Genomic DNA, 15,695 nt, shown 5'->3' with positions numbered 1-15,695 from the left:
CCCTACCCGCATACCGCAGTTGCTGGCGGGTTGCGCGAAAACAACACTCGCCAAAATTGGCGCAGCCTCATTCGCCTTCCGCATGTCGACGCACGCGCGTGGCAGTTTTCAGATCCTGATTTCTGATCGGGAAGTCACTCGGCTGCGGTGGGGTGCCAGCACCAGTGCAAACACCATGCGAACCCTGCGAACTGTTCGCCCTGTTCGCACTCGTGTTCGCATCCCTTGTTCGCACTGCTGCTCACAGCCGGCGCAGCGCCCTTCGCATTGCCTTCACGCCAGGCAGTGCCGATGAGCGACGGGTCGAGCGTTCCATCGTCGAAAGCCTTGACCCGCGCCTGTTTGAGCGCCCTTCGAACCGGCGTGTCCGAAACGCACTCGCGGCGCGCGAACTCGCGAATCGAGATGCCTTCAGCCATCTGTCGACGCCCTTGCGATCCCGGAAAGTGCGAACACCTTTTGGCCCCTATAGCTGGTCACAAAACGCGGCGGGCAATGCCCGTAGGGATTCTCGCCCCAGGAGGGACCCACGCGGCCGCCAGACTCCCGAGAGGTGCTCCAATCTGGCGCCGCACCGGACTTAATCAGGGCCAATGTTGACCGCGATGGCGCTCCGCCGGGTGGGCTTGTGCTGATAACTCCGGATAATCGTACTGGCCTTGCGTGGCAACGGTTTGTTGCGAGCATTTGCCACTTTCCTGCCGCTGTACCTCCGCCAGCCTAAGGCACTCGACCACGGATGCGCGCGTGTAGCTGCCACGGATCAGAGCATCGATCTGGAGATCGCGAAAGCGCTCTATGGCAAAGGGGGTGGCCAAACTGACCCCGTTCGGCAAGGAGATCAGCCACATGGCGGTCGCTGAAGCCGAGACGAGCTGCGATTTCCTGCGCCGTCAGCCGGACGCCCGTTTTTGCCAACCGCGTTTCAAACGCGAGTGGGCCAAACTCCGAGAGATCGCGCTCTATGGCAAAGGGGGTGGCCAAACTGACCCCCTTTGGAATTCAGGACTGCACCGGCGGGCAAATGCAACCGCCAATTTAGGGTACAGCCATGTACCACCGCCCCGGCCGGGCTGCCGTTGAATCAAATACCCAGAATCCGGGTATGTAAGAGGAACGAAACGTCCGTTACTCTACAATCGTCACGAATTTCAAATCTGAGTAATTAATCTGTGGTCGGCGCGAGCCCCGTACGTCGCGCGATTGTCTGCTGAGCTTGGACGGCGAGGTCCACATTGACTTCGAGATAGCCGATGGTCGTGAGCGGATCTTTGTGGCGCATGAGCCGCTGCACTGTCTGGACGGGAATGCCGGCTTCACTGAGGAGGGTCCCGAAGGTGCCGCGCAGTCGATGCGCCGTGAGACCCTGCACGTCGCACCGAACGTTGGCTGATCGCATGGCCCGGCGTGTGAAGCCGGGGCAGCATGCGCAGCCACGCCGGTTCGTCACAATCAAGCCGCCCGTTTTTCGCAGCGGTGCGAGATAACTGACGAGCCATGCGGGCATCGGAAGAGCGACTGCCTCACGGCCTTTGGTGCAGCCGGGCGTGTAAGTGCAGCGTTCCCAGTCGATCCACTCCCAGCGCGCAGTGATTGTTTCCGACTCGCGCAATCCAAGCCCGAACATCAGGCGAACAGCGACCGCCGCTGCACGAGACCGGATCGAATAGACGTCGACCGCATCAAGCCACGCCGTGGTGACTGAAAGCGGAAGAATGGGCCGCGGCTTCTTCTGGATCCGGACCGTACGGATTTCCCACGGAACGCCTGCGATGAGATGCCGGCGTACGGCCCATCGAGCCAGCACCTTGAGCAGGCGTAGCCAGCCGTTCGTACTCGACTGTGCATGGGTCGAACGGTGCATCAGCATCGCTGCCTCGACGCGAGGTGTCGTGAGCTCGTCGAGCCGCAGGGGCGCCAAGCCGTACAGATGAAGGCGTAACAACTGGTCCATGGAACGCAAATAAGCATGGCTGACGATGAGCTCGTGATGCGTCATCCATTCCTTGCCCAACTCTTTCAGCGTTTTCGCGCCGCTTGGCCGCGTGCTTTCGCATACTGCGCGCCATGCCTTGTTCGCAACTACCTCGGCGCGCCGCTGGTTCGTTTCGTGAGTCGACCGCTGGACTCGCTTTCCGTCGAGCTGGAAGCGGTAATGCCAGATTCGTTTAACTCGAAAGAGCTTCATGCTGGTAAGGTGCTCCACGCCCGCCGCCAAGTCAGTCCGAGGAGACCAAGAGTAGACTGATGTGACAGTACCGCGTCGCGGAGCTGCCGGTGTTTTTTCCCACCGCCGGCTGGGGGCCGAACGTTCATACGGTCTTGTTCGGCGTCGAGGTCGTGATCGTGCTGCTGCCGGGTTGCACGTTCTCGACGTCGTGATCGTGCTCGTCATGTGCAGCGCGCAGCTCGGCGAGCGTGCTACTTTGCGTGTCGCAGTTGTCGACGATGTCTCCGGTGCACTCGAAGACCGGCGTGACTGCGCGGATCCTCGTGGCCGCGTTGATCGTTACCGTCGTCGCGTTGTCGATCTCCACCGTCTGCCCGTTCGCGTTGACCTTGATTCCGCCGCCGGCCGTCAGGTAGATCTGCTTGCCGTCGAGCGAATAGAGCATCGTCTCGCCGGCCTGCAGCCCGGTCGGCCGACTACGCTGGTGCCCGGTCGCTATTGCGATTCCATTGGCTCGATCGCCGGCGAGGAACACAATCGCGACGTCGGAGTCCGCCGGTGGCGACGAGGTGAAACCGAATTCGGCGAGGCGCTGCAGCTCGCTGATCGTTTCCAGCGCATTCACCTGCACTTGAAGCTTCTGCACCGCGCCGCCATCGTTCACAAGCTTGATCCGCGCGCGATCGAGCAATGTGAAAATGCGCCGCGCGACGCGATTGATCGCTCTGCGCTCAAAGGTCATCATTGACTCCCGTAGACGCTCAGATCGACGAACAGCGGCAGCAGTACGATCGGTTCCGGAAGAAACGCGCGCGGGTCCATGATCGCGAGCTGTGCCGTCGTGCCGCCCTCGAGCGAGCGTTGGTACGTCACCTCGCTAATCAGCCAGTTCACGGGCTGGAGCTTCAGATGTGGCAATGACACAGTGACGAGCGTGTTCGGCGTCCACAGCGCGCCGGCGCCGTCGCGCCAACTGTCGACGACCGCGCTCACAATCGCAGAGCGGCCGGCGCGCCGGTTCATTTCCCAAGTCGCGCGACGTTGCGCGAGGTCAGAGTAGCCTTGCGGAGCCTCGCATACGACGTAGTGTTCCCGTGGGCGTTTTACGTTCTCGTCCTGCGCACTCCCGGTCCAGATAGGCCCAACGCCAGCATCGCTCAGCGTGGCAACCGACTGTGCGAAGCAGACGTAGTCCCTATACCGTTCGTCGGCCGAGTAGGCCACCGACGCCGACTGCACGTTCACGCCCTCGAACACGCCGCCGACGGCCTGCGCCTGCTGCGTCGCCTGTGCGAGGATCAGGTTGCCGTCCGGTCCGTCGTACACAAGCAGCTGGCTGAACCGGCTCACGCGCTCGATGACTTCGAGCGGTGTCTCGCCGACCAGGACGTTGAATAGCGGGATCGCGACGAGGTTCGGGACGTCGCAGCTCACCGTGATCCCATAATGCGCGGCCAGTTTCGTGGCGATGTCGAGCGCTGACGTGCCGTTCATCTGGCTGTTCGGCCACACGGCCGAGCAGTCGACGAGGTCCTGGCACTTGCCGCGGCCGCTTACCCGAATCTGGTGTGAGCCGGGGCTATAGGAGGGCACGAAGCGATCCACGTAGCCGGTCAGCACGAGGTCATTGCCCAGCCGGATCTCGCAGGCGTCGCCCGGCTGCACCGTTACCTCCGACACCGAATCCGGAGCGGAATCGGTCAGTCCGAGTTCGAAGTCGCTCGGGCAGCGCTCGACACCTCTCGTCAGCCGGATGTCCGTCCAGCCGGATATGGTCCGGCCGCCGACAATCAAGGACAGGTCGCCATCGTCCATCACACGTTCCCTCCGACCATGTCCGACGAATATGAGATTCTGGTCGACGCGACGATGTCGCCCCGCGTCTTCACGCTCGCGGTCATGCCCTTCGGCGCATTCGCGAACTGCACGTCGACCTTTACATGGCCATCGGCCGCCATGCCGCTGCCGGCACCGACATCCTGTTGCGCCGGGGCGCCTGCGATGCTGCCCGACGGGTCCATGCCGTCGAGCACCCTGTCGACGTACTCTCGCGTTTCCGCAGGGCGAGCCGAAAAGCCGTACCTGTTAAGGTTGCCCTGCCCCCAGTTGTACGCAGCGATCGCCGCCGGCAGATTGTTGCCATTCGCGCGCAGCAGGTCCGAATACATCCGGGCCGCGCCGGTCGCGGACTGTCGCAGATCCATCGGATCGGTCACGCCGTACTCGCGCGCCGTTTCCGGCATGAACTGGAATGGTCCCAGCGCGCCTTTCGGCGATACCAGCGTGCGACCGCGACCGGACTCGGCCGTATAGACGCTGTCGAGCAGCCCGGGCGGCAAACTGTATTGCGCCTCGAGGCCGGAGAATAGCGTCCGCGTATCCTCGTTCGAACGGAATTGCGATACGGGCGACGGCGCGGCTGCCCGCGCGACAGGTGCCGTGGGAGCCACAGCCGCGACCGGTGCGACAGGCGCCGTCGCCGCGACGGGCGGTGTTGACGCGGCCACCGCCGGCGGCGATGCCGTCACGCGTTTCGAGTCTTGCCCAAAATGTCGATTCCACCAGTTGTCCCAGTCCGTCCACGCACCCGCACGTGATCCCGCACTCGTGTCGACGTCCGGCGTCACGATGCCGCCCGCCATCGCGTCGGCGACGCGCTGCTCGCGACTCGATTCCGACTCGCCGGCCTGTCGGTGGATGGCGCTATCGAATGCCTTTCGGCGCGCGTTCTCCGCGGCGTAGCCGCCACCCACCAGCGCCAGCGTCGATGCAATGACGGGGTTCGCTGCCAGTCCGCCTGCGATCGCGGCGATATCCTTAAGCATGCCGGCGAGCGTCAGTGCGCCAGCGATCGGGCCCGCGAAAGTGATCAGCGCAATACCCGCCGCGATCGGGCCCACGCCGCCGACCGCGTCGACGAAACTGCCGACTCGCTGCGCGCCGCCCTTCCAGTCCGTGCTCTCGATCCAGTTCGCGATCTGCGGCCCGTACTTGTCCGCGATCGGGATCAGCTCGTTCGCCACCTGGCCGAGCGCCGGCGCGAGCGCCGCACCGGCCGAGTTCGTCAGCTTGTCGATGCTGGCGCCGAGTGCGACCATCGACTCGGTGTATTGCTGGCCTTTCGCGATCTGGTCCGGTCCCATGGCGGCGTTCAACTGCTGGAACTTTGCGAGATAGGTGTCCAGTTCCGCGAGCATTGGCGCGAGTCCCTGAAGCCCGAAAGCATCGAGGAAGCGATTGCGGGCCTGCGCATTCGTCATCGTCGAGGCAACGCGGGCGACGTCGCGCATCGCGCGCGCTGTATCGATGGAGCCGTTTTTCAGCCGGTGCACGCCGATGCCGTATTGCGTCATGGCGGCGAGCGCCTCGGGCTTCAAACCCAGCTGGGCGAGCTCGAGCGCGTTGCCGACGGACATCAGGCCGTTCGTCATCGACTCGCTCGATAGGCCGGCAAGACGTGCTGCACCTTGCCAATTCTGCAGCTCGGTCGTGCCCATGCCGAGGTTGTACGCAGTGTTCTTGATTTGCACCGCACTGCGGCCGAAGCGTTGCGCGATCGCACCGATACCCGCGAGGGTGCCGGCGCCGGTCAAAGCCGCGATCGGCGGGGCGAGCGACGCGATCCGGCGTGCGGTTTCCGTCGACGCAGTCCCGACCTTCTCGACCGAGCGCCCGAGCTTGTCGAGGCCCGTTTCCTTGGAGAACGCCGCCACCGACTGCCGTACGTCAGCAATCGGCTTCGTGACCTGCGCGATCGACTTGTTGACCTTCTGCGCGACGGCGGTAGCCTTGTCGATCGCTGTGATGGTAATGGAAAGATTGCTCGCCACGTCAAGTTCCTTTCCGCGGAATTCGGGGGAGACGCCGGTGCCTATAAACCGTGCGACAGCGTGAGACGATTACCTGTTTCATCGTGACATCGCCCATTATCGGTTCCCGTCAGTCTGCATCAGCGCTTCCATCTCCGAGCTAAAGCCAACCCGGTGAAGTTCGTTGTGTTCGGCACCGGCAAGCCGCGGCCGCATGGCTTTTTCAGCGTCTCGCGGAATGCCAGTGCGTGATGGCAGTTCGCCTTCGCCGCGGATAACAACATGACCCAGAATGTGAAGCTGGCGCGCAGTAGCTTCCTCGAGTTCGAGGTCGTCACCGACCTCATAACTGCGAGTGATCTTTGAGACGACCGCGCCGGTAGCGGGATGCCGCTTGATCAAAGAGTCAGCCCGGATGATTCCGCGCTTCACGCGCACCTTGACCATCTTCGGCACTTCCGGCTCGGTCGGTGCTGTCACGAGGTCATCGCCGGGGAAGCCGGCACGCCGCGCCGCATTGACGATGTCGTCGGCGTCTTTCATGCCGATATCTTGCCGCTCAGCAGCGGCCCATACCGGTACGAACCAGTAGTTCCGGAAATCGTCGGTGTAGCCGGCTGCGACGGCGGGATCCTTGAGCCGGGAAAATTCCCACGGGACGCGCACCCCACGAGCGCGAATGTCTTCGATAACATCCAAGCCACGACCCGGAAAATGGTCGCCCGGCAACTTGTTCAATAGTAGTCGCCAAGCGCGTTCAGCGCCGGCCATGCCCTCCACGCATGCCTGCAGAGCCGCTACAGCTTCGCAGTAGCGGCCCTGGTGTATCTCGTGTTCGGTCATGATGGCCGCTTCAAGCGCGGCTGCACGCTGGCCTTCAAGATCTGCGAGTGCGTTTTTCGCCAGTTCGACGGCGGCATCAAGCGGGACGATCGATTCAGCCGCTGCGCGCGCCGCAGCCACTGCGGCCGCGTGCTGCGCTTCAGCGTTACTAATTTGCGTGTCGAAATTCGACGTATCGGCGGTCTTTCCCGATGCGAGGGTTTCGGCCTGCAGTGTGTGACGCTGCTCCCGGAGCGAATCGATAATCGCCGTCCGCTCTTCAACGATCGCAATAGCTCTCTCAGCGAGTTCGCGATCGGCTGTCAAGCCCGTGATAATTTGTTGTTGAGCGGCGATCTGTTTGGTTAGTTGCGCGACTTTTTTCATGAGATCCTCAGGTGGTTTATTGAGCGTTGCGACGCACAGCGGGACCAACTGATGGACCACCTTTGCCGGTTGCGGCGTATTCACCAGCCGCGACGATGCGATCGGCAAGCGCGCCGGGGTTGGAAACGATGGTGCTGACGAAACGTGATTCGCGCGGGCTCTCGGGCATCAGACTGGGCTGCATTTCCTCGGTCGCGTCACACGCAGCAGCGCGTATGACGTTAATCGCGGCTGCGGCATCGACCGAAGTTCGTGCCAGTGCCGCAGCTAACCTGGGCGCTCCAAACGCGGCACCTTCAGCAACGATGGAGGAGATTCGCATCCGTTCGCGTTTGACTGCTGCCTCGGTCTCGCTGTGATCGGGACATGGTGTCCGAATGGGCTCCACAGCAAGCACAGGTGCCGTCGCACGGGCAGTAGGCTTCGGCGCCGGCGCTTCCATCGCGGCGACTGCAGGAGACGACCGACTCGGGATCGATTGCGCAAACGGTCTTCTCACAATGGTAGAAGATGTCGTGCCGCCGGAACCGGCGTGCCGTGCGGGCGTGACGTTTTTCGGCTCGATGCCGAGAAAACCCCAGAACCTCGACGAAACGTTTTTCGCGATGAGAGATTTCATGATCTGCCTCGCGCTCGGGTCCCATCGAACCTAATCACGCGTCCCGAAGAGGATTGTTGCGTGCTCGCGCCCGGCTGGAACGTGCCGGCGCGCGCACCGAAAGTCGCCTCGCCGATCTCGATGATTTTGTCTGCCAGCGACTTCCGTTCTTCGTCGGTCTTGTCGATCCAGTCGACGGTCTTTCGATTTTCGCCGTCGAATTTGTCCGCATTTCGCTCGTCGTTTTCCGCGGCATCACTCTCCGTTGACCCGTACTCGCCGGACTTGATCAGAACGCGACGTGCAGCGACTACATCCAAGTCGGTGTCGCACGCCAATGAGGCGGCCTGGACGATATGGCCAACGCGTATGCCACAAGCAAGAATTTGGGCGATGCGCTCACGCTCACGCGCGATCGCCGCGCGAATCGAATCGTTCACGACTCACCCTTTTTGAGGAATTGCTGCAGATCAGCAATGCGCCACTTGAGAGCGCAGCCTTCACGCAGAGGTAGAGGAAGAATGCCTGCCCGGACTCGCCGTCTGACGGTTACGGGGCTGACCTTGAGAAGGTCAGCAACGGCATTGATGCCGACCCGGGAATTGGCCGACTGGTGACTGAAATGCTCCGCGAGCTCAGCGCCGAGGGCAACTGCGAAAGGCTGCACGATCGCTCCAATTGATCAAACTGACCAATCATCGCGCGAATCTGAAGTTACCTGAACTCCGTGAGATTCAGTAATTACCGCCGCTCACGCGCCGCCTGCTGGCTCCGGTTTCTGCGATTTTCCACCGAGCCCCAGAGGGCAGTTGCCGCCGAGCCCTCGCTGTCTTTTTGGCAGCAGTCTTCCGTTTCGTGAAACCGAGCTCCGATGCCTTTTTCTTCAGATAAGCCCGGCTACGAGGCATCCCCCATTCCTCGAGTATCTTTGCTGCACCTTCGATCGACGAACCCGACAGCGCGACGGCGACAGCACGGCTGGTCAACAGATCCTTCCGCGCCAATGTCGCTCGCCTACCACGCGAATGCAGCGCGCGCTCGGTTGCCGCAGGAGTCTGCGCTTCGAGCAACTTTTCTCGAACTCTTAAGATACCGAGCGTTACACACCGGCGCAGCACCTGCCACTCCCTGCGCATGCCAGGCCGCCTGCCTCGATCGGTTATCCACAACCGCTCGGCCGCCGCAAGACTGTCCAGTGCGTCAAGAAGCAGCAGCGCATTGCGGCTGCCACGCCACTCACGGAAATAGACCCAACCGCGGAGAATCGCATCATCGGACGGTTCGTGAATGATCCTCATGCTCTCGCTCCCCATGCGCGCCGCTTCGCGGCAATTTTCTCTTCGGCAAGGATAGCGAAAATCGTGTGCCGGAAAGCAGGCTCTATGCACATGCGGCGGCGCCCTCCAGCGACTGAGATCCATCCCGGGGCTTCAATGCATTACGCAGCGCCTGCCGCATGTCATCGGGCATTGGTTTGCGCGGCCCATCGTCCGGCCGCTCGACAGGCGCTGGTACGGCCGGTGCGAGCGAGGCGGAAGGTGAACCACCGTTGTCGATCGCTGTCTGGATGCGCGCGTGCCATGCGTCACGGCTCTCGTTCGGCCATGCCGTGCCCACGCCGAGCTCGTTCGCCTTCGCCAGCGCCGCATCATCGGATGCGCGCCATGCACCGCCAGTCTTGCCTGCGGCTGCAGCACGCAGCGGCCCAGCGTTTCGTACCCAGTTGCGCCATGTCGCGAGCCAGTCGGTTTTCGCTGCGTCCTTGCCGGACTTCCCGTGCCAGTAATCGCGAAATTTGTCCGCCTCGAAGCGCATGTGCTCGGGCGTCCAGGCACCGCCAGCCCAGTTTTTCAACGTGCTGGCGAACTGTTGCGTTTCGGTGAGCGCCCATTCGCCCCATGCTCTCGGCAAAGCCCAGTCTTCGGGCAAGCGCGAAGCGCGCGCAGGAGAAAAAATATCTGTGTTTACATCTGTACTTATATAGTCATCCCGCGATTTTGCGGAATGCAACTCGGAGGCCTGGGGCATCGCTGCCAATTGCCGAGCCTCATCGACGAGCGCATACCAGCCTGTGCGATCGCGCCCATCGTCCGGATTGCTGCGGCGGAGCAATACCCCGCTGTCGATCAGCTTGCGGAGGTTGCGCTGAATCTGGTCCTCGCTGAGGTAGGGAAACTGCTTTTTGTAGGCTTGCGCGCTGTTGAACGTCCACGTGCGGCCATCGATGAAATTTTTGCCGTTGGCCTGATTGTTGAATATCCAGAACCGCAGGTTGTACAGCAGGATCGCGCCGATCAGGCCATGTTCCGGCACATCGTCGGTATCGAAAAGGTGAACCGCCATGGTTACCTCCCCAAACCCTGTCGCGTCGGAATCGCACCAGCAGCAACATGCGCGGCCAGCACAGTCAGCCCGCGCGCCGTGACGTGGACATTGGAAACGAGCCGGCGCGAGCCATCGCGAAGCTCGGCCATATACGTGCAATGCACCAGCAGGCCATCCATGATCTTGATCTCGTAGGCGGCGAGGCGCTTCCCGTTCGGGCGGTAAATCCACGCGTTGCGCTGCAGCCAGTCGATCAGGGTATGCGGGGCTATGCCAAGCGACTTCGCCGCTTGAGTCATCGACATCGAGCCGTCGGCTGCCGCGAACTGGTCGAAAGCTTCAGCCTTTTGGGCCTGAGCCTGCACAGCGCTAGCCAACTGCGCATTCGATTTCGCGAGCTCGATCATCGTTTGCATCAGCTCGGGTGACGGAGAAGGAAGTGCGGCATGTTGCGGCGACTCGTCTCGCTGCCCGCGCAGCGCGAGAAACGCATCTACCAGACGCACCTGTGCGGCGCGGGACTCGCGGCCACCGATGAACGGTGCGGCGATCCACGCTGCTCGCTCGTCCAACTCGAACATGCGGCGCTTCTCGCCCTTGGCGTCGACGTAATCAACGCGCGCAACGTTGCGCGCGTTGAGAGTTCCGTCCGCCAGCAGACCATCGATCGTACGAAGAACGTCGCGGTGGTTACGGTCAAATACTCGTGCGACTGCCAGGGTGCTCACGATAAGGATATCGCCTCGCACACTCACGAGTGCGTCACCAGCGAGTTCGCTGCAATTGGCAAGCATGTCGAGCCTTATGCCGTGACCGTGCCGCGAGACTGCGCGGCACGCTTGCTCAACCATGCGTCAAGCTCGCTTTCGAGGAACACAGTCGTCCGGCTACCGAGCTTGACTGGGCGAGGGAAGTCAGCTTCGTGTTTGGCGCGGGCCCACAAGGTTGAAAGGCCGATCCCGAGTTTCTCGGCAGCTTGGGCGGGGCGAAGCCCTTTATTTTTCACCACGGACATTGACTTTCTCCAATTAGGAAGTCTCCAAAGATGCGAACGCATCTTTGTTTGTCGGATGGTGGTACTTCGTCAGTGCGAAGGCTAGGAAATGTGCGCTAACGTGTATTAGTGGTTCTTAACTCGCGCTAACCTGCGGCACGCCTGTTAGAGATTATTGAATCGCCGAACAAATACCCTATTTTCCATGATTTTGACGGTGCCATTCTCTGCCTGCCATTTGACGCCTTCGCCCTCCACATAACCCATCATCGGATTTGGAGGAGACGATTTTTTTGCCATTTCAACAAATGCATTCCATGCCGACTGGGCGTTTTCCGGCTCGTCGGCCTCAGTTTTGGCTTTACGGACCAAGGCGCGCATCGGGCTATCGCGACGGTGCGCGGTCCGAACCGCAGACTGCTTAGCGGCCGGGGGCTCCGGATAGACATCGCCCGCCACCTTTCCAGACGATAAGGCCGGCTGTGGGGACACATCGAGCTCCTCGGGTCGCGGAAATACATATCTGATTTCCGGCTCATTCTTCGTCAGCCAGTCATTCAGGTCACACCAGCGGGCCACTTCGTAGAAGGTTCGTACAGGCCTCTTGTTGGTATACCCGTAACGGAGACGACCGGCAGAGCTGCTATCGGGCCAGAACATCGGCAGATCACCTGCTTTAGCCGACGCAGAAAGCCTCCCCTCCAACTCCCGGACCTTCCCTTGGTCATTGCCCCAGATCGTCTCTGCGGCCTCATTGATGGTGTAAAACCCTTGAGCGCGCCGTTCGGATTTCTGGGGGGCAATAGATGCAATCATGCGCTTGGTAGCTGAGATATTCGAGCTGATATGCTTGCGCTTGGCGGCATCCAGCTTGTCCCATTGGGCAACCGAGCAGTCGACCAATGCGAGATCACGCATCTCGTTAACGATAGACTTCAGATCCTCGTCTCGGAGGCGTAAATCCTCTATGCGTGGCCAATAGTCGAAATCGACAACCCAAAATAAACCATTCTCATCCTGGTCTACTGGATGCAAAAACACTCCCGAGTCCACAAACAAAAGAGAATCGTCCTCGTCAACAACCGTTTCATCACTCAACGGATCTTCAACTGCCGGCAAGATCACCGGATCTTCGATCTGGGCAGCTACGACGCCAGGAGGAGTTAGCTCATATAACCCTTCGTCCAATGGGACTAACTTCAACCCTGCACTCATATCATCAAGGCCGGGCGCACGCCATGCCTTGACGCCTTGGAGCACTTGCCAATAAACAGGCCAGTGGCGATTTTCGAAGGCACACAGAAGATCAGCTTCGATCAGTGATTGCCCCGACATGGAAGCCACCAATTCCAGAGCGCTGGAAAAGGTGACATATTTTCCTTGCGGATTTTCTTGTTTATGCATGTCGCGCCCTTCGTGCGCAAACCCTCGGTCAGGAGCCCCCGCCGGGCCGGTGAAGGTGTCCGGCTTTTCCGCCCGTCGACGTAGGCGGGAGCAAACTGCATGATCGCACCGAATAGCCGGGCACGCGGGCTAGAATCGATCGTCGTTTGCCGCGGCTTGCACCTCAAACCGCTTCAACTGCCACCCACGAATCTGGACCAGCGCGCGGGCCCATTGCCCGGGCGTCAGTACACGCCAGCCGGCTTCCGGCCGAGGCCACATGCGCCGGACGCGGAAGCGCTCGATGTCGGGCCAGTTTGGATTGGCTGGATTGGCGGCCGGCGCCGCGGTGTAGAGCGCCACGTAGGCGGGAACGCCCGCGAGCCGCGCGAGATGCTGCATGACGCCGGCAGGCTTCTCCTGACCGATATCACGTGCGACTTCGATCAGCGCCAGCGGCAACTTCTCGTGGTGGTCGTACTCGGTGAACAGCACCGCGTCGAGGTCGACCATCGTTAGGGATTCTGCCTGATCGCGGCAGAGGTAACGGCCGATCGACTGCGCACGATGCCAGGCGCCGTATGCACGATCCCGTGTTTCATAGCGCTCGGTTCTCATGACGCGCCCCAAATAGGAAGCGGCCGCTTTTCCGGCGGCCGCGGTTGGTGGGTTAGGCAGCTTGGTCACTTTTGGGCGCCGGTGCGGCACGGGGTCTTTCGCACTCGCGAAAAAGACCCGATATTTCGCTCATCTGCTCGCCGACTTCGTGGAGGTATTTGCCGATGATCTGCAGGGCGTCGAGCAACCCGTAGTGCGCGTCACGGCCAAGCGGCCCCGTCCCAGTTCCCTCAGGCTCGCCCAGTGAGTTTCTCAGCAACATCGAGATGGTGGTAATCGCGCTGGCGGCACGCTGGACCTCCGCGAGGCTTCTGGATTCAACCATGGCATGTTCGGGGCTGTCCGGCATAGTCCAGCCGTCCTGCATCAACTTCCCTCGGAAATTGGGAGCGTGATAGTCCGGCTTTGATTTCGGGTTGATGCTACGCATGACTCTCTCCCTCGTGGAGCATTCCGTTACGACGTTCACCGAGTACGAAGGAGGTCTCGCTACCGATAAAGGCCATCTGCGCAATAGTTTCCAGCTCGCCGGCGATACTCCGCAGCAAACCGGACACTTCGTTGCTTGGAAGCGAGGCGCCCGAATTGCGGTTCTGATCATCATCGATGAGACCCCCGAGGCCGCGCACCAGCTCTCCGAGTCGGGAGGCAGCGTGGGAAGCTTGCTCGGACGCAGTCGCCAGAAACGACAACTCGGCGTTCGTTGCCTTCTTCAGGTCGAACCGCCCAAGGAAGAATTCCAGCAGTGCTGATGCGTCAGCTTCTTTATGAGCCATGGCGCACCTCCACGCGGACTAGCTCGGCAAGCTGCCGGAGTGCTTCGCCTGCCACGTCGAGCGCATCGCGGTCGGACGGCGCATGTGCTGCGGCTCGCAGTGCCGCACGAATGATTTCAAGGGGCGGGCATTGCTGCCCGGTAAAATGGACGACAGCCATGGTACGGACCTCCATCAAAGGCCGTGTTGTGGTCAGGCGGGTTCGATGTTGGAGCATCGTTCCTGCCGCTTTGCCCGATACCGTCAGGCGGCGGTCATGCAATCGTCTAGCCAGCCTTCCCGAGCGGAATCACCTGTGCGCCGGCCTTGAGCTGGTCGAGGTAATCCGCCCACTTCTGCATCATCTCCCGACGCTGTTTGAGGTACTTTGCCCGGTCATACGCTTCGCCGTTGGCCGTCTTCGTCTTGTGGGCCAATTGGCGTTCGATGTACTCCGGATCGAACAGCAGCGCCTCGTCTTCGCTGAGGATCGTGCGCGCCATGGCCCGGAAGCCGTGGCCGGTAATCTCGTTCTGCGTGTCGAACCCGAGCCGGCGAAGCGCCGCGTTGATCGTGTTTTCGGACATGGGGCGCTGCCGGTCCTGGGCGCCCGGGAACAGGTAGCGGTAGTGACCGGTCAGCCCGAACAGCTCGCGCAGGATGGCGACCGCCTGGCGCGGAAGCGGAACGATATGATCGGTCTTCGTCTTCGTCGCGACGTAGCGCCACTCCGTGCGGTCCAGGTCGAATTGCGACCACTCTGCCTTACGCAACTCGCCGGGCCGCACGAATAGCATCGGCGCCAGCTTGAGCGCGCACTGCACGGGAAACGTGCCGGTAAAGCCGTCGAAGGTACGCAGCAGCGCGCCGACCTGTACTGGATCGGTAATCGCAGCGTGATGCTTCTGTTCGGCGGGCGGGATGACGCCCTGCAGTTCACGCGCCGGGTTGTCCTTGCGCAGCCCGAGTTGCACCGCGCGCTTGAACACGCGGGCGATGTCGCCGCCGAGCCGGTTGGCCGTGTAACGGACGCCGCGCGCATCGACTGCCTGCAGCACCTCGATGATCTCGGGCGCCTCAATCTTGTCGACAGGGCGTCGGCCGAGCCTCGGAAACACGTCGTTTTCGAACAGATTGGTCTTCTTCGTGAGGCTGGCGGCTGTGACACCTTTGCCCCACGTACCGAGCCAATCGAGGGCGACGGCTTCGAAAGTATTGAGCGCAGCCGTCTTCTCGGCGCGCTTGCGCGCCTGCTTCTCGGCGCCCGGGTCCAGGCCGTCCGCCAGCAGTCTGCGTGCGTCATCTCGCTTCTCGCGCGCCTTCGCCAGCGGCACATCCGGATAGACGCCCAGCGCCAGCGTCTTGTCCTTACCGGCAAAGCGGTAGTTCATGCGCCAGTACTTCGCCCCGGATTTCTCGAGCTGAAGGTACATGCGATCGCCGTCCGTCAGCCGGTTGCCCTTGCCATCCGGGTTGTACTTCGCGTTCTTGATCTTGACGTCCGTGAGCGCCACGGTGGTATCTCCTGAGCGGCGGTATCTAAAACACCCTCGATGCCACCAACAATACCACCCAATACCACCGGATGACTAGAGACAAATAAAGACGCATGAAAACGAAAAACCCCGCTAGGTCAGGGATCAGAGCGGGGTTTCTAGACTTACCGAGAGAATCTGAGACTGTCCTGTGGTGCCGGGGACCGGACTCGAACCGGCAAGCCGTGAGGCGGCGGATTTTCGTCACACCACGTCTTTCGACGCCACGCGCGCCATGCGCGCGCGTTCGTGCGCTGGACTATGCCTTCGCCTTCGCCGCGCGCCGCATCGCATGCCGC

19 protein-coding genes are annotated in these 15,695 nt (G+C 61.6%); all 19 read right to left on the bottom strand.

The window, feature by feature from the left end; translation table 11 throughout:
- Nucleotides 1-134 precede the first annotated feature (134 nt).
- The 19 genes from CY652_RS10685 to CY652_RS10600 all read right to left on the bottom strand — a co-directional run bounded on the left by CY652_RS10685 (nt 135) and on the right by CY652_RS10600 (nt 15,375).
- Nucleotides 135-419 (bottom strand): hypothetical protein, encoded by a 285-nt coding sequence (locus tag CY652_RS10685; RefSeq protein WP_102130667.1) that lies wholly within the window; start codon nt 417-419, stop codon nt 135-137.
- 165 nt (nt 420-584) lie between these two features.
- Nucleotides 585-851, bottom strand: coding sequence for a hypothetical protein (locus tag CY652_RS10680; RefSeq protein WP_102130666.1), 267 nt, complete (start codon nt 849-851; stop codon nt 585-587).
- Between the two features lie 314 nt (nt 852-1,165).
- Nucleotides 1,166-2,188, bottom strand: coding sequence for a tyrosine-type recombinase/integrase (locus CY652_RS10670; RefSeq protein WP_180970525.1), 1,023 nt, complete (start codon nt 2,186-2,188; stop codon nt 1,166-1,168).
- Between the two features lie 124 nt (nt 2,189-2,312).
- A complete protein-coding gene (locus CY652_RS10665) occupies nt 2,313-2,915 on the bottom strand; it encodes a phage baseplate assembly protein V (RefSeq protein WP_258002270.1) in 603 nt (200 codons plus the stop codon).
- Nucleotides 2,912-3,985 carry a phage baseplate assembly protein gene (locus CY652_RS10660; RefSeq protein ID WP_258002269.1) on the bottom strand — a complete coding sequence of 358 codons (1,074 nt, stop codon included), beginning with the start codon at nt 3,983-3,985 and terminating at the stop codon, nt 2,912-2,914. Before CY652_RS10660 ends, CY652_RS10665 begins: the two co-directional genes overlap by 4 nt.
- Nucleotides 3,985-6,000, bottom strand: coding sequence for a lytic transglycosylase domain-containing protein (locus CY652_RS10655; RefSeq protein WP_102130663.1), 2,016 nt, complete (start codon nt 5,998-6,000; stop codon nt 3,985-3,987). Before CY652_RS10655 ends, CY652_RS10660 begins: the two co-directional genes overlap by 1 nt.
- Before the next feature lie 96 nt (nt 6,001-6,096).
- Nucleotides 6,097-7,188 carry a hypothetical protein gene (locus CY652_RS10650; RefSeq protein WP_102130662.1) on the bottom strand — a complete coding sequence of 364 codons (1,092 nt, stop codon included), beginning with the start codon at nt 7,186-7,188 and terminating at the stop codon, nt 6,097-6,099.
- Between the two features lie 16 nt (nt 7,189-7,204).
- Nucleotides 7,205-7,807, bottom strand: a complete 603-nt coding sequence (locus tag CY652_RS23975) for a hypothetical protein (protein WP_146010066.1) — start codon at nt 7,805-7,807, stop codon at nt 7,205-7,207.
- Nucleotides 7,804-8,226: a hypothetical protein gene (locus CY652_RS23970; RefSeq protein WP_146010065.1), complete on the bottom strand. Its 423-nt coding sequence runs from the start codon at nt 8,224-8,226 to the stop codon at nt 7,804-7,806. The genes CY652_RS23975 and CY652_RS23970 overlap by 4 nt, the downstream gene beginning before the upstream one ends.
- Before the next feature lie 294 nt (nt 8,227-8,520).
- The gene (locus CY652_RS23960; RefSeq protein ID WP_146010064.1) at nt 8,521-9,084 is read right to left on the bottom strand and encodes a hypothetical protein; all 564 of its coding nucleotides are present in this window, start codon (nt 9,082-9,084) and stop codon (nt 8,521-8,523) included.
- An 82-nt stretch (nt 9,085-9,166) separates the two neighbouring features.
- Nucleotides 9,167-10,129 carry a hypothetical protein gene (locus tag CY652_RS10640; RefSeq protein WP_102130660.1) on the bottom strand — a complete coding sequence of 321 codons (963 nt, stop codon included), beginning with the start codon at nt 10,127-10,129 and terminating at the stop codon, nt 9,167-9,169.
- 2 nt (nt 10,130-10,131) lie between these two features.
- Nucleotides 10,132-10,962, bottom strand: a complete 831-nt coding sequence (locus tag CY652_RS10635; protein WP_102130659.1) for a phage regulatory protein/antirepressor Ant — start codon at nt 10,960-10,962, stop codon at nt 10,132-10,134.
- Nucleotides 10,914-11,126: a helix-turn-helix transcriptional regulator gene (locus CY652_RS10630; protein WP_102130658.1), complete on the bottom strand. Its 213-nt coding sequence runs from the start codon at nt 11,124-11,126 to the stop codon at nt 10,914-10,916. Before CY652_RS10630 ends, CY652_RS10635 begins: the two co-directional genes overlap by 49 nt.
- 144 nt (nt 11,127-11,270) lie before the next feature.
- Complete coding sequence (locus tag CY652_RS10625) at nt 11,271-12,509, bottom strand: hypothetical protein (protein WP_146010063.1); 1,239 nt, start codon at nt 12,507-12,509, stop codon at nt 11,271-11,273.
- Nucleotides 12,510-12,638: 129 nt separating this feature from the next.
- Nucleotides 12,639-13,175: a hypothetical protein gene (locus tag CY652_RS10620; RefSeq protein WP_258002268.1), complete on the bottom strand. Its 537-nt coding sequence runs from the start codon at nt 13,173-13,175 to the stop codon at nt 12,639-12,641.
- Nucleotides 13,159-13,536 (bottom strand): hypothetical protein, encoded by a 378-nt coding sequence (locus CY652_RS10615; RefSeq protein ID WP_146010062.1) that lies wholly within the window; start codon nt 13,534-13,536, stop codon nt 13,159-13,161. Before CY652_RS10615 ends, CY652_RS10620 begins: the two co-directional genes overlap by 17 nt.
- Nucleotides 13,529-13,882 carry a hypothetical protein gene (locus CY652_RS23955; protein WP_146010061.1) on the bottom strand — a complete coding sequence of 118 codons (354 nt, stop codon included), beginning with the start codon at nt 13,880-13,882 and terminating at the stop codon, nt 13,529-13,531. The genes CY652_RS10615 and CY652_RS23955 overlap by 8 nt, the downstream gene beginning before the upstream one ends.
- Entirely contained in the window at nt 13,872-14,042 is a 171-nt protein-coding gene (locus CY652_RS24440) for a hypothetical protein (RefSeq protein ID WP_180970520.1), read from the bottom strand. Before CY652_RS24440 ends, CY652_RS23955 begins: the two co-directional genes overlap by 11 nt.
- 106 nt (nt 14,043-14,148) lie before the next feature.
- Nucleotides 14,149-15,375: a tyrosine-type recombinase/integrase gene (locus CY652_RS10600; RefSeq protein ID WP_102130652.1), complete on the bottom strand. Its 1,227-nt coding sequence runs from the start codon at nt 15,373-15,375 to the stop codon at nt 14,149-14,151.
- Between the last annotated feature and the right edge of the window lie 320 nt (nt 15,376-15,695).

This window comes from Burkholderia sp. WAC0059, assembly GCF_002870125.1.
Classification (GTDB): domain Bacteria; phylum Pseudomonadota; class Gammaproteobacteria; order Burkholderiales; family Burkholderiaceae; genus Paraburkholderia.
Note: the sequence above shows the minus strand (reverse complement) of the source record. Positions and strands in the feature narration are given on the sequence as shown.